At 32.5% G+C, this 14,773-nt stretch carries 14 protein-coding genes; 12 read left to right on the top strand and 2 right to left on the bottom strand.

The window, feature by feature from the left end; all coding sequences use genetic code 11:
- The first annotated feature begins 228 nt into the window (after nt 1–228).
- From thrC to DER71_RS06460, 12 genes are all read left to right on the top strand, one after another.
- A complete protein-coding gene (gene thrC / locus DER71_RS06515) occupies nt 229–1,722 on the top strand; it encodes a threonine synthase (protein WP_114458702.1) in 1,494 nt (497 codons plus the stop codon).
- Nucleotides 1,723–1,958: 236 nt separating this feature from the next.
- Nucleotides 1,959–2,507, top strand: coding sequence for a hypothetical protein (locus DER71_RS06510; RefSeq protein WP_114474442.1), 549 nt, complete (start codon nt 1,959–1,961; stop codon nt 2,505–2,507).
- Nucleotides 2,508–2,667: 160 nt separating this feature from the next.
- A complete protein-coding gene (locus tag DER71_RS06505; protein WP_233487383.1) occupies nt 2,668–3,159 on the top strand; it encodes a phosphatidylglycerophosphatase A in 492 nt (163 codons plus the stop codon).
- Nucleotides 3,152–5,650, top strand: a complete 2,499-nt coding sequence (locus DER71_RS06500) for a hypothetical protein (RefSeq protein WP_114474441.1) — start codon at nt 3,152–3,154, stop codon at nt 5,648–5,650. Before DER71_RS06505 ends, DER71_RS06500 begins: the two co-directional genes overlap by 8 nt.
- 248 nt (nt 5,651–5,898) lie before the next feature.
- The gene (locus DER71_RS06495) at nt 5,899–6,651 is read left to right on the top strand and encodes a hypothetical protein (protein WP_114474440.1); all 753 of its coding nucleotides are present in this window, start codon (nt 5,899–5,901) and stop codon (nt 6,649–6,651) included.
- 281 nt (nt 6,652–6,932) lie between these two features.
- The gene (locus DER71_RS06490; protein ID WP_114474439.1) at nt 6,933–8,174 is read left to right on the top strand and encodes a sensor domain-containing diguanylate cyclase; all 1,242 of its coding nucleotides are present in this window, start codon (nt 6,933–6,935) and stop codon (nt 8,172–8,174) included.
- A 134-nt stretch (nt 8,175–8,308) separates the two neighbouring features.
- Nucleotides 8,309–9,103 carry an arsenite methyltransferase gene (arsM, locus tag DER71_RS06485; protein WP_114474438.1) on the top strand — a complete coding sequence of 265 codons (795 nt, stop codon included), beginning with the start codon at nt 8,309–8,311 and terminating at the stop codon, nt 9,101–9,103.
- Between the two features lie 211 nt (nt 9,104–9,314).
- Nucleotides 9,315–9,653: a helix-turn-helix transcriptional regulator gene (locus DER71_RS06480; RefSeq protein WP_114458708.1), complete on the top strand. Its 339-nt coding sequence runs from the start codon at nt 9,315–9,317 to the stop codon at nt 9,651–9,653.
- Nucleotides 9,654–9,717: 64 nt separating this feature from the next.
- Complete coding sequence (locus tag DER71_RS06475) at nt 9,718–9,909, top strand: YwbE family protein (protein WP_114458709.1); 192 nt, start codon at nt 9,718–9,720, stop codon at nt 9,907–9,909.
- A 629-nt stretch (nt 9,910–10,538) separates the two neighbouring features.
- Nucleotides 10,539–11,009, top strand: a complete 471-nt coding sequence (locus DER71_RS06470; protein WP_114458710.1) for an HAD family hydrolase — start codon at nt 10,539–10,541, stop codon at nt 11,007–11,009.
- Nucleotides 11,010–11,400: 391 nt separating this feature from the next.
- Nucleotides 11,401–12,483, top strand: a complete 1,083-nt coding sequence (locus DER71_RS06465) for a diguanylate cyclase (protein ID WP_158531761.1) — start codon at nt 11,401–11,403, stop codon at nt 12,481–12,483.
- Nucleotides 12,484–12,675: 192 nt separating this feature from the next.
- Complete coding sequence (locus DER71_RS06460) at nt 12,676–13,563, top strand: fructose bisphosphate aldolase (protein WP_114458712.1); 888 nt, start codon at nt 12,676–12,678, stop codon at nt 13,561–13,563.
- 140 nt (nt 13,564–13,703) lie between these two features.
- On the opposite strand, the gene DER71_RS06455 is transcribed toward DER71_RS06460, so the two are convergent.
- Both DER71_RS06455 and DER71_RS06450 read right to left on the bottom strand, forming a co-directional pair.
- Complete coding sequence (locus DER71_RS06455) at nt 13,704–14,081, bottom strand: CoA-binding protein (protein WP_114458713.1); 378 nt, start codon at nt 14,079–14,081, stop codon at nt 13,704–13,706.
- Between the two features lie 189 nt (nt 14,082–14,270).
- Nucleotides 14,271–14,465 (bottom strand): DUF6485 family protein, encoded by a 195-nt coding sequence (locus tag DER71_RS06450; protein WP_114458714.1) that lies wholly within the window; start codon nt 14,463–14,465, stop codon nt 14,271–14,273.
- Between the last annotated feature and the right edge of the window lie 308 nt (nt 14,466–14,773).

The raw sequence follows: 14,773 nt of genomic DNA, 5'->3' as shown, positions 1-14,773 counted from the left end.
AATACAAAAGGCAAGTTAGAGGATATACTGTTGGGCTAACAGGATTTTAAGCCTGTGGAGATGGTGGGTTACCACTTCTAAGAAGCAGGAATCCTCGTGGGCTTGCCCCGAGGAGGGTCAATTTTCCATAATTATACTTAATAGAAATTAAAAATTTAAAGCAATATTAAAGATCTCAAATATTAAAGAAAGTTAAAAATAATTAAAAAATTAGTGGAGGTAAAGAGTGTGAAATATATAAGTACCAGAGGAAACTATAGAAAAGTAAATTCAGCAGAAGCAGTAAGCCTGGGGATGGTGCCAGAAGGAGGACTTTTTGTTCCGGAAAAGATACCGGAAATGAAGCTGGAGCATATTCTGGCAAAAAAAGAGGCTGATTATCAGGAGCTCGCCCGGTGGATTTTTAATATATTTTTGACCGATTTTAGTGAAGATGAGATCAGAGGGGCAGTTGAGGCAGCATATAAAGAGGAAAGTTTTCCACCTGCTGCTAAAACTCCCCTTGTTAAATTAAACAAAAACACCTTTATTTTAGAACTCTGGCATGGTCCAACAGCAGCTTTTAAGGACATGGCTCTGCAGATTCTGCCCCACCTTCTTATTCGCTCAGTAAAAAAATTGGGTATAGAGAAAGAAATAGTCATTCTGGTGGCAACATCTGGAGATACAGGTAAAGCTGCACTGGAGGGTTTTAAAGATGTAGAGGGAGTTAAAATTATTGTTTTTTATCCAGAAGATGGGGTCAGCCGGGTCCAGGAGGACCAGATGAAAACAACCGGAGGTCAGAATACGGAAGTAGTTTCTTTAGCAGGTAATTTTGATGACTGTCAGACAGCAGTTAAAAATGTTTTTGCAGATCAAGAATTTAAAAAGAGGATGGAGGAAAATAATTATCAGTTCTCTTCAGCTAATTCAATTAACTGGGGCAGGCTTCTGCCGCAGATAGTTTATTATTTTAAAGCTTATTTTGATCTGTTAAGTAAAGAAGAGATTGAATCGGGAGAAAAAATAAATATTTCTGTACCAACAGGTAATTTCGGCAATATACTGGCAGCATATTATGCCTATCGAATGGGTCTGCCGGTAAATAAATTCATCTGTGCTTCAAATGATAATAAGGTGCTGACAGATTTTTTTGAAACAGGAGTTTACGACATCGAGCGTGAATTCAAAAAAACTATCAGTCCATCAATGGATATTTTAATTTCTTCAAATCTGGAGCGTTTTCTTTTCGAAATAACCGACCACAGCAGTGATAAGATTAACATGTGGTATCAGGATCTCAAAGAAAAAAATAAATTTGAGGTTGATGAACAAACTCTGACCAAAATTAAAAAAATGTTTGTCGGTCAGTATGCTGTTGAAGAAGAAGCTAAAAAAGAAATTCATAATGTATTTCAGAAGTTTAATTATCTAATTGACCCTCATACAGCAGTAGGTGTAAATTCTCTTGTTAAATACCGCAGTCTGAGCGGAGACCAGAGAGCAGCTGTTGTTGATTCTACTGCCAGTCCCTATAAGTTCAGCCGGGCTGTGCTGGAATCACTAAAAGGAGAAGAAGCTGCTGCTGATGAATACCGAGTAATCGAAGAGCTGGAAGAATTAACTTCAGCTGAAGTTCACCGCGGTCTAAAAGGTCTTGAAGGAATGGAGGCCAGACATAATCAGAGCTGTGAGAAAGAAGAAGTAAAAGAGAAAATAGCAGATATCTTAAATATTTAAATTTGCAGAAGAGAAATTTAATATTATCTGCTCTGAAGATGCAGTCTATATTATGGGATTTGATGAATTTTTAAAAAACACAATAATTCAGCAGTCGCTGAGAAGATAGCGGCCAGTACTATAACTGAATTAATATTGGAAAAAGATAAAAAAGTTCAATAAAACAAGGAAAATTCTGTTTTATAAATAAATATATATAAATAAGTTTTTTAATTTAATAATAAGGGGTGTTATTAGTGGTAAATAATACTGTTGGGAAACCAGAAAGAAAAGATGCTGGCAAGTCTGTTATCAAATTATTTACAAAGTCTGCTGTCCTATTAATTGTTTTATTAATTTTGTTTTTTACCACTTCATTTGCTGTGGATTATAATTTTTTTGGTATTCAGATTTACGATTTTAATTCAGCAGTAAATGCAATATATAATGTTAAGAGTAATGGTAGTGGTGGAGTTACTTACGACTTTGATAAAAACTTGGGCAATAATTCTATTTACTGTTTCAGCAGAGTTGATAATAATAAAATAACTTTCAATATTACTAATAAATCCAGCAGTACAGTTGAATTATTATATTTTACCGATTATTTTGAGCTGCTCACTTACAGCAATCAGGTGTATAAAATGGAACCATCTGAAATTATGGAATATCCAGACAAACTGCATCCAGGTAAAACTTTAAGCGTTAGTTTTTCCAATCCTGTCTCAAGTGTTTCAGAAGTTAAATATCTTGCTGCTAACATTGGGCAGGGTAAATTAATGATGTTTATGAAGAGAATAGAGTAATTTAGTTTTCAGTTTTTAACAAATATCATAGTTTGAGACGAGCCGGGTATTTTCCCGGCTCTTTTTAATATAATTCAAGGAAATGAGAAGTTAATCAAGAAATATAATTATTAGCTGATTAAAAAATTTATCAAAAAAATAATTAATTAGGGGTGTTGTGATGAAAGATTCAATGAAAAAATTATATAAAAAATCTATTGAGGTTTTAAATAACAGGGGAGTAACTACCGAAGATATAGCAGAACTGGTGATGAAACTGCAGGCAACATATAATCCAGATATCAACTTAGAAGTCTGCTGTAAAAATGTTGATGCAGTTTTAAAAAAGAGAGAGGTTGCCCATGCAGTTCTGACCGGAGTGGCACTTGATGAACTGGCAGAGAAAAGACAGCTGCCTGAGCCGATTCAGAGTATAATTGATACAGATGAAGGGCTTTATGGAATTGATGAAATTCTGCCTTTATCAATTGTAAATCTGTACGGGACAATAGGCCTGACAAGCTATGGGTTTTTGGATAAAGAAAAGATAGGTATAATTAAGGAACTGGATACTAAAAAGAAAGGTAAGGTCAATACTTTTTTAGATGATCTTGTTGCAGGAATAGCTTCTGCAGCCGCAAGCCGTTATGCCCATGGAGAGGGTAATGATTAGTATGGTTAAAAAAACAACAGCTATCCTGTTTATATTAATATTCCTTTTTTCTGCAGTATCTGCTGCTGAAGAACAGAATATGCAGAAACTGCTGCAGATAGAAAAAGAAGTACAGACTGCAGAAGAAAACCATGATATAGCTAAAATAAATAAACTTAAAGAAGAAGCAGCAGGCTATGTTAATAATATTAAAACTGCGGAAAAGTACAAAAAAATTTTCCCGGATTTACCCAACCATGACAGTGATCTCAATGGAGTGGTGGAAAAATTAGCAGAAACACTGAATAGAAAAGAACTATTTACTATAATGGAAATATTTCCGGATGTTCACAGTATAAGTGATGTTCACAGGAGTATACTGGATCAGAGCAAAAGTTTAAAAGAAATACATGAGTTGATTGATAAACTTCCACAAAATAATTATGTGTTTCATTCGATAAAATCCAGAGCAGTTAAATTTGTAGATGATATAGAAAGTGCAGAATATTTTAAAGAAATATTTCCAGAACTGGACAGCTATGATAAAGAAGTGCGGGAAATTTATAGAAAACTAAAAACCAGGCTAACAAGAGAAGAGTTAATAAAATTCAACCAGATATTTGATAGTCAGAAGTTCAATAGTATTGACAATTTGATACTGGAGAAAAGTCAGAACATAAGTGATGTACTGGATACTGTAGAAAGATATCCGGATCTTAAAACATATTATCCCAGTAAAATAGAAAAAATGGCATATAAATTTGTTGAAGATAGAAATACAGCTCAGCTATTTTTGGATAATTTTTCAGACAGTGACACAAGATATATTGAAGGAGCCGAAAAATATCTTGATGAAGATTATATGAGAGAAGATGAGGCAGATACCAGTGGAAAAACGGATCAGCAGGAAACATCACAAACACAGAATAAATCAGTGGAAGGTTCCGGATCTGCAGATACAAATGATAATACATATAAAACAGGTAAAAAGGATGAACAGAGAACAGATGCAGATAAAAGTTCAGCAAATAATATTTCAGCAGAAAATAAAACAGACGATTATAATAAACTACTTAAGGTTGAAGAAAAAATAAATGCTGGTAAAACAGAAGAAAGTTCTGCCATGAGAGACAGTATCAATTATGTGAACAGTATAAAGTCAGCTAAAAAATTTAAAGATATATTTTATTCTTCACTTAACAACCGCACTGCTTTTGATATAATAAACAACTTAAAAAGTAATTTAAGTCGAGAAGATGTTTATCAGCTGACATTGATTTTTTCTGAATTTCCGGCAGTTCGAGATGCAATATATTCCTATATCGATAAATCCAGAAATCTGGATGAAGTTATAGATGCATCAAAGCAGTTTACAGATCACAAATATCAATCAAAAAGCCAGAAAAAAGGCCTGGAATTTGTCAGTGATCTTTCCACTGCATATAAGTATAAAAAACATTTTTTTGAACATGTGGAAATAGGAAATACTGCTGCAAACAGCAAAATATATGATTTTGTAATAGCCCATCTAAATGATGCAGAAAATATAGATGAAGCTGTAGAAATATCAGGAAAGTTTGATGATATATACAGCCGAGCCAGTATGGAAAAAGCAGCCTCTGATCTGGTAGTTTCTAAGGAAAGTCTGCGCAAATTTGTCAGCTATTATCCGGCAGAAAATGTCTGGATGGAGAGTATATTGAAACAATTATCAGACTCAGAACTGCTGGAGACAGCCAGGAATTTTGAGAAAAAAGATATTGAAGATAAAGCACGCAGTATATATTTCAATCAGAGCGAAACCTATCAGGAGTTTAAAAATGTTATCAATTATTTTCCTGAATATAAAGCTGAAGCCGTAGATATAGTTTTAAACTCAATAGATAATGTTGATGAGGCTGTTGAAATAAAAAACTTTATTCCGGAATTAACAGATCATATTAAAAAAATAGCTTTTGATAAAGTAGATAATCTTTATTCTGCTGAAGTCTTTAAAAACAACTTTGATGCTGACGATAAAAAATCTGCAGTAGTTAAAAAATTAATAAGAAGACTTAATAAAAACGATCTGGCTGAATTAATTGATTTATACGGTATTTCTAAAAATGAGGATAAAATCTATTATTTAAATCAGAACTACCGAAGGACAAAACAGGAATATAATAAAATATCAGCAGAAAATCCGCAGTTTCAGCTGCAGGGAAAAATAGAAGATAGAACAAGAAATGAGCTGTATATATGGGGTAAGGCTATTCCATTAAATGCACCACCTAATGTATATGGAACTCTGCTGGATGACAGCAATATTTATGTTGTTGATTATGATAAAAATAATATAAATGCTAATTTTTATGCAGCCCAGGGAAAATATCTGCTGAAAAAAACTACCGGGAAAGGTAATTTGGGGCAGAATGTACCTGTCTGGATTTATGGTGATATGCCGGAAGAATTAAAAAATATAGAAAATGAACTGATGAAAATTAATGTTGAAATAAATAACCTGGAATTATAGTAAGAAAAATGGCCGCAGAAACAGATTACAGCCTTATATCCCCAGATTAAAGCCAGAGCTATAATAATCATCACTTCAAAAAACAGTGCAATCTGTATCGGTGCATTCCAGAATAGAACAGATAGTATTATCAATACTGCCATTGTAATAACCGGAATTACAGCCTGTTTAAAACTCAACTGTCAAACTTTTATTAAGGTAATTCTGTGTTATAATTAAAAGAGTCAAGATAGAGAGGAGGTAGTAATTTGGATGCTGCAACCATAACAATTATATTTATTGTTCTTTCAGCTATGCTGGCAGTTGTTTTAAGAAAGATAAAAAAAGATAAATGTCTTAAAGATTTTAGAGATGATATGATAACCATAGAATTATTAAACGGTCAGCAGTACAGAGGAGAATTGAAGCTTAAAAGTTCCGGTCTGCAGTTTAATTATCCGGAGTTAATTAAAGGTGAGAATAATTTGAAATTTTTAAGTTTTTTACTTTATAAAAATGAATACCCTGACATTCAAGCAGTAGTAAGATATCATAAAGATTTAACTGAAGAGGGAAAAATACAGAGAAAAGAAGATTTTCAGAGGACTTTTCAGCCTTCACGCTGGCGGAAGTTGAGGCGTTCTATTTTGAATTTCTTGAAAATTATTAAAGATGCTGTTATTGAAATAATTAACATGTTGACAAGTAATTTATCCAAAACAACACCGGTTGGAGCGGCTATCAGTACTAACAACAATCAGGTTAATAAAATGAAAAATGAAGTCTATAATTTGGTTGAAACTTCCTATGAGCCACTGCTTGAAGATTATATAGGAGAAAGGGTAATTTTAGAATTAAAAAGAGAAAATGAATGGGTTAAATATAATGGAGTTTTGAAGGATTATACGGCAGAATTTATTGAATTAATCGATGTTGATTATGCACCTGAATCAAAAGGAAAAATTGATGCTGATTTAATTGTTTTGAGAAAATATGGTATAGTTCGAAACTTGAGTAAATAAAATTGGATTATTCTGTATTGAATACAGACCGGGGATTGAAATACTTGATAAATATCTTTATCCCATTCTGGCTGGTATAGAAATAAGTAAAATAATTTTTTAAAAGATATATCTGTGACATAATGCTGTCCTACCCCCATGTTATAATAGATTACATAAATTGTGGAAAATTAAAGAAAATATGTCTTAAATATATAAGCTATTTGCAGGGAATACATGATATATCCTGAATATGATAAAATATGCTGTAAATATAAATTAATTAAAAAGGGGCTGTCAGAATGCTGGAAAGATTCAGTCTGAAAAATATTCTGGAAAATATGACGATGGGGGTAATTCTGGTTGACAGTGATAGAAATTTAATCTACATGAACCAGCTGGTCACAGAAATAACCGGATATGAAATTGAAGATGTTAATACACTGGAAAAAGGATTTCAAATTATATTTCCTGATCCAGATAAAAGGAAGGAAATTAAAAATATATTTAATGTAAAGTTGAAAGATCGGGGTTATTATAATGCTGTTTTTCCAATTAAAACCAAGTATGGGAAAATTAAATATTTGGAATTTAGAATAAATCTGCTGGAAGACGATTACCTTTTGATAAATTTGGTTAATGTAAGTGAAAGAATAGCTCAGGCCAAAGAGCTTAAAGAAACAAAAGAAAGGCTGGAAATGGCTGTTGAAGCAGCTGATATAGGTATCTGGGACTGGAATATTAAAACAGGTAAGTTTCAGTATAATGAACATGGTGCAGAAATGCTGGGTTTTGAAAAAAATGAGCTGGATGGTGAGTTTTCAACCTGGAAAAACCTTATTTATGAAGAAGATAAGGAATTAATTGAGCAAAAATTAGCAGAATATTTTAATGGTGAAACTGACACATTTATCAGTGAACACCGAATTAAAACAAAATCTGGAGATATTATCTGGATCAGAAATATTGGCAGGATAGTAGAAGTAGATCAGGACGGCAGCCCACTTCGTGCTATTGGTGTACATATAAATATAGATGAATATAAAAAGCGAGAAAAGGAAATTGAATTTCTGTCTTTTCATGATGAACTGACAGGATTATACAACCGACGCTATCTGGAAAACGAGATTGAACGGCTGAGTGAATCCAGGAAATATCCAGTCAGTATTATTGTAGGAGATCTTGACAAACTTAAGAAGGTAAATGATACTTTTGGTCATAAAGCCGGAGATGAATATATTGTAAATTCAGCCCGCATATTGGAGAGTGTAGTAAGGAATGAAGATATTGTAGCCAGAACAGGTGGAGACGAATTTGTTATTTTGCTGCCAGAGACAGATAGATCAACTGCTATAAAAGTCTGTGAAAGGATAAGAAGGAGATTTACAGATTATAATGCCCATGCACCAGAAAATTTTTCCAAAGAATTTTCCATTTCTCTCGGCAGCTGTACGGCAGAAAGCAGTGAAGAAGATTTAGGCATCTGCTATAATATAGCCGATCAGAGGATGTATGTCAATAAGGAAAAAAATGATAGAGGTTAAAATCTGCTAATAAACCCTGTGTAGAAATATGTACCGGGTACAAAAAGGGGTATTTTGTACCCGGTACATATATATAATCGTCTATTTACGATTTACGATAATTATGTTATAATACTTTTCAGGAGGGATAAATCATGCAAAAAAATGAAGCAGAGATTAAAAATAATGTTAAAAAAAATTATACTCGGATTGTTAAAGAGGATAGCGGCTGCTGTTGCAGTTCTTCCTGCTGTGGTGGTCAGCAGAAAGAAGAATCAGAGGTTAAAGATTTGGCGGAGAAAATGGATTACACAGATGAGGAGATTAATTCAATATTTGTAGAAGCAAATTATGGTCTGGGATGTGGAAATCCTGGAGCAATTGCAGATTTAAAAAAAGGTGAGACAGTGCTTGATTTAGGTTGTGGAGCTGGATTTGATGTTTTTTTGGCTGCCAGAAAAGTTGGTGGAGAAGGTAAAGTAATTGGTATTGATATGACAGAGGCTATGATTGAAAAAGCAGAATCAAATGCTGCTGAAAACAATATTGAAAATGTAGAATTTATTCTGGGTGAAATTGAAAATTTACCTATAGAAAACAGCAGTGTAGATGTTATTATTTCAAACTGTGTAATAAATCTGTCACCTAACAAGGAAAAAGTATTCTCTGAAGCAAAAAGAGTTTTAAAACCTGGAGGCAGACTTGCAATTTCTGATATATTGAAAGAAAAAGAATTTCCAGAAGAGATTAAATCAAATCTGGATAATTACAGCAGCTGTGTGACAGGTAGTATTGAAAAAGAAAAATTGATTTCTATTTTGGAAAAATTGGAATTTAAAAATATTGAAATTAAACGCAAAAATCACAGTGATGAAATTGTAGGAGACTGGGTTTCTGGTATAAATATTAATAATTATATCTATTCCGCCTATATTAGAGCCGAAAAATAAATTAAACAGTAAGAGTTAAAGTCTGATGAGCAATTTTGCAAACGGCCATTATAGGAAGAGGGATTTTATTATTATACAGTATTTTGTTCATAACCTTTTAAAAAATATAGTTTAGTGTATTCTTAATTACTGATTTTAAATGAGAAAGCCCTACTTTTGTTAAAAAAGAGGAGAAAATGTTAATGTAATCTAAAATCCTGGAGTGAGTATTATGAAAGATGATGTTAAGAGAGAAGATATAATAGAGGAAGTGGATAAAAATATAAATTTAGATAAACTGGCTGAACTGGGAAGAGGTTTAAGTCATCCTCATCGATTGAGGATAATTGGAATTTTGGCAGAACTGCCTTCGGATAATCAGTGTATGGTCAGCAGTATAGTTGATCAGCTTCCTATTGCTCAGTCTACTGTTTCTCAGCATCTTAAAATTTTAAAAGAAACCGGATGGATAGAAGGAAGAATTGACGGACCCAGAGTATGTTATTGTATCAATGAAGATGTATTTTCTGAATACAAATCAGAGCTGGAACTTCTTTTCAGAAGGGAATGATTGGACTTAATTAAAAAACAATAATTTAAAATGAGTTAAAAATATTTATCTTAAGGGTGAAATTATGGATGGAAATAAGAGATCTAATATCAAAAAAGGTTTAAAAGTTAAAGTTGTGCAGAAAAAAGATCAGAGAAGCGGCAGACTGACAGAAGGTGTGGTTAAAAGGATTCTTACCAATTCTTCAACACATCCACATGGAATTAAGGTTATGCTGGAAAATGGAAAAGTTGGTAGAGTCAAAGAAATAGAATAATATATTGTAATTTATTTCACTTGTACCGGGTACGAAAAAAGCTTTTTTCGTACCCGGTACACACATAACACATATAAAAAAAGCAAGGTTCTGACGAATCTTCTTCGATTTCCTGTCTGCAGTTTGCGTTTTTACTCTTCTTATTCTTTCTTTTTGTTTTTGATTTAGTCCTCCATTACTGTTCTTAATTTCCGCAAAGATAATCGATAAAGAAGCTATTCCTTATAAATTTCTTTTTGGTTACCTTGGACAGCAACTTCTTTGGAATGATGCTTAAATGCTAAATCTCCAACAAAATTACTTAAATAAGAATTTTAAAATACTACTTTTCAGACATTCAATCTTAGGACTTCCTCAGAACCTTGTATGTACATTATAGGTCTATAATATATTATTTGCAATGCCGAAAAAACGCCAAATTAAGTCAATAATCTTAATTATAAAAAATCAGCTCACCAATACGCTTAAAATCATTAAATTTCAGAAAATAAAAATTATTTTAACATTCGGGAAATAATATTTAAAAAACAGTATACTTTTTTTGTACTACAGCAGAAATTACCTTAAAATAAAAACAGAGCGTAAAATTAAAAATAGTTTAACAGCTATTACAAAATGGAGGAGAGACGATGCTTACACTTGAAATACCAAAATTTAAAGATCTGGAAGTTGACACAATAGTTTTTGATTTAAACGGTACTATTGCCTGTGATGGTCATCTTATTACAGGAGTTAGAGCCGAAATTAATAAGCTTGCAGAAGATTTTAAAATCTATGTACTGACTGCTGACACTTTTGGAACTGCCGAAAATCTGCTGGCAGACTTAAATGCGGAACTGGAAGTTATAGACTCCGACAGTGGAAGTGAATACAAATATAATTTTGTGAAAAAGCTTGGCAGCAGCCGGGTTATTGCTGTGGGAAATGGAAACAATGATGCAAAAATGCTGAAAGAAGCAGAGGTGGGTATAGCTGTTATCGGACCAGAAGGAGCTGCTTTTAGTGCTCTGCAGAATGCAGATCTGACTGCAAAAGATATAATTGATGTACTGGATATTATTTCAAAACCGCGCCGACTTAAAGCATCACTGCGCAAATAATACTTATAGTATATATGAGGTAATTTTCCTGATAATTTTTAAAAAACTCCCACCAGAACTTTATTTTAAGTTGCTGGAGAGGCGGTTATAAAAAGTCGGGAAAATTTAGTTACAATATATAATTTAATCTTATATAAGATATTTATTTTGAGATTTATTATACTCCCCTGCATTGGGCTGTTTAAATGTTTTAAAATTTATTTAATAAGCAGAAACAGAGGGGGTATTTTATTTTTTTTGCATGAAATTTAGAAAATAAGTCAATATATGTTATAATAATTTCGTGATGGATAGAATTGTACGGCAGAAACCCGTAAATATTTTGAAAATAAGAATAGTAATGATTATAATAATAAATGAGCAGAAGTATAGAGCAGATAGGAGCAGTTATATGAAATTATTTTCTAAACTTAATACCTCTGACAGCAAAGTTTTTTTGGGGATACTTGTCACAATCAGTATTTTTATATTACTTACCAATACCTTAATAATATTAAATCTTGTGGAGATCAGTGCAGAAGAGGTTAATTTGATCAATATTGCCGGCAGACAGCGGATGCTGTCACAAAAGATGGCAAAAGATGTACTATTATATGTGGATGGAAAAATTAAATTTTCTAAAATTGAAGAGACTATTTCTGAGTTTGAAAAAAATCTGGCTGATATTAAAATAGGAAATAAGCACAGGAATATACCTTTTTTGGAAAATGACAAAATATATGCCCAGCATATTATAATTTCCAGTGAATGGAGCAATTTTAAGAAAAATCTACTTGTACTTAAAGAAGAACCTGTTAATTATCCTGCCTTTGAATATATTGTTCATAATAATGAAATTTTACTTAAAAAAATAGACAGACTGGTAGATTATTATGAAGAAGATGCTGTACATTATGGAATCTTAAAATATCAATTAATGATACTTGTTTTTGGTACGATAATTATACTTGTTACCTGGTTTATGGTCAGGCGAATCATTTATAAATCTGGAATAGATCAGCTGACTAAAATTTTTAATCGTCGGCGAGGAGCACAGCATCTTAGAAGCCTTATTCAGATCAGCTTGGAGAAAAATAAGGATCTGTCACTTATAATTTTTGATATTGATGATTTTAAAAGGATAAATGATACATATGGCCACAATGTTGGAGATGAAGTTTTGAAGGAAATTGTGGAGGTTGTCAAATATTCGATTAGAGATAAAGATATACTGGTCCGCTGGGGAGGGGAAGAATTTCTGATTTTAACTCCTGATATAGATATAGAGACAGCTGTTTCTGTTGCTGAAAGAGTAAGAGAGGCAATCGATGCTCACCAATTTGCGGAAGCAGGACATATAACCTGCAGTTTTGGTGTATCACAGCTTAAAAAAGATGAAGAAGATGAAAACCTGGCTGAATTGATAAAAAGGGCTGATGATGCACTGTATTATGCAAAGAGAAATTCTAAAAATATGGTCAGCAGCAGGAAATAGGAAATATAATTAACCAAAGTAGATAAATATGCATCAGAGCTGTAAAGGTAAACCTTAAGACAAAGATTTAAAAAATGATTTGCAAATAAATAAAAAAAATTTGAAAGGATGGAGGTTTTACTGTTTTTTTGAGGAAGTTTTAAATGTGAGTATAATTGTTTAATTCAATACTTAAATGTGGGGTGTATTAAGATGAATCAAAAGCAGTTTGAATTGATGAGAGATGGTAAAGGTTTTATTGCAGCTTTAGATCAGAGTGGAGGTAGTTCGCCCAAAGCACTGGCAGATTACGGAATTCCAGAAGATCAGTATGATAGTGAAGAAAAGATGTTTGATCTAATTCACGAAATGCGGGCCAGAATTATAAGCAGTTCTTCTTTTAAATCTGATAAGATCCTGGGAGCTATACTGTTTAAGCAGACCATGGAGCGTGATGTAGAAGGGATAAAAACTGCTGATTATCTCTGGGACAAAAAGGGTATTATTCCATTTTTGAAGGTTGATCAGGGTAAAGAAAAGCTCGAAGATGATGTAATGCTGATGAAGCCGATGACAGAGCTTGATGATCTGCTTGAAAGAGCAAAAAAGTATAATATATTTGGAACTAAAATGCGCTCTGTTATCAAAAGAGCCAATCCGGTAGGAATTAAGAAAATAGCTGAACAGCAGTTTGAATACGGCAAAAAAATTATAGATGCTGGTTTTGTTCCGATTCTGGAGCCTGAGGTAGATATTCACAGTAAAGATAAAGAGAAATCGGAAGAAATATTGAAGAAAGAAATTTTAAAATATTTGGATCAGCTGTCTGATGACGAATTTATAATGCTCAAACTTTCAATACCGGATAAGAAAGATTTTTATCGTGATCTGATAGAACATCCAAATGTGCTCAGAGTTGTGGCACTGTCAGGGGGATACAGCCAGAAAGAGGCGGTAGAAAAACTGGCAGAAAACCACGGACTGATTGCAAGCTTTTCCAGAGCACTGCTGCAGAAGCTGCATGTTGATCAGACTGAAGAAGAATTTAATGCAGAATTAGAAGATGCGGTAGAGAAGATATATCAGGCTTCAATAACTTAAGAATATAAAGATTATATAGTACAGGGATTATATAGATTCAACTGTTTATAAAGTATACAGATTGAGCTGTAAAAAGAGTAATGAATTGTTAAAAGGCCCGGTTTATTATCGGGCCTTTAGCTTGTTATGCAGATTAATTTTTAACTTAAAATGGCATATATACAGTCTTCAACCAGATTTATATCGTTTTCAGCTGCATATTCTCTAATTTCGTCACTTCTGGCTCCAGGCTGAAGCCATACATATTTTATATTATTATCTTTGACATTTTCCATAATTTTAATACCTATTTTTGGATTGACCACCATATCTACCACATCTATATTTTCGTTTATCGAATCCAGATCTGGATAGCATTTTATACCATCTATTTCTTCATGATTGGGATTAACAGGATAGACATTGTAATTATGTTTTTGAAGTTCTTTAACTATCATATATCCAAAGCAATTTTTTTTATCTGTTGCCCCGACAACTGCCCAGTTTTTCATCTCCAGTGTTTCCTGTTTTAGACTCATTGTTTCACTCCTTTTGTTATTTTTATATTAATTATCTGCAAATTAATTATTTTTAATAATTTTCCTGTAAATAGTTTTCCTGCAAAAAGTATTAAATATTGATTTTTGACTCATATAATTCCTATCATGACAGTCTTCACAGATTTCTTAAATTGTTATGATATTAAAGATTGATTTTTTGCTGTGCAGTTATGGACGAATTTTTATAAAGTGTTCAATACTGCGGTCATATGTTTTTTCAGCATCTTCCGGGAAATAGCAGGCCGGCAGTTCTTCTCTTTGACGGTGATAATGAACACATTCACAGCAGAGTCCTTTGCGGGAACAGGGATAACTGCAGTTACATATATCCTGATTTCTGTCAAAATTTTTGCATTCAGCCATTATAACCCCTCCTGTTATTTATTTCTCATTATTATTTTATCTAAGTTTAATTAATTTGTCTAATTTAATTTTAAAAAAGAGTTTAACTTAAATTGTATAATCCTTTTTAAAATTACGACGAAATTTCTTTTTTGTAACTCTAAAAATGAGTTGGGAAAAACTCTTTTAATCTAAAAAATAGTCTCTATATATGATATGATAGCATATAAGTGGGAAAATAAAAACAAAAGGTTGTTAATGAGAGGATTATGATTTATTAGAAAAATTATTTAGAAAAAATATTAATCATAAAAAATTAATCAAAAGAG

It is taken from the genome of Halanaerobium sp. DL-01 (assembly GCF_003338615.1).
Classification (GTDB): domain Bacteria; phylum Bacillota; class Halanaerobiia; order Halanaerobiales; family Halanaerobiaceae; genus QPJE01.
Note: the sequence above shows the minus strand (reverse complement) of the source record. Positions and strands in the feature narration are given on the sequence as shown.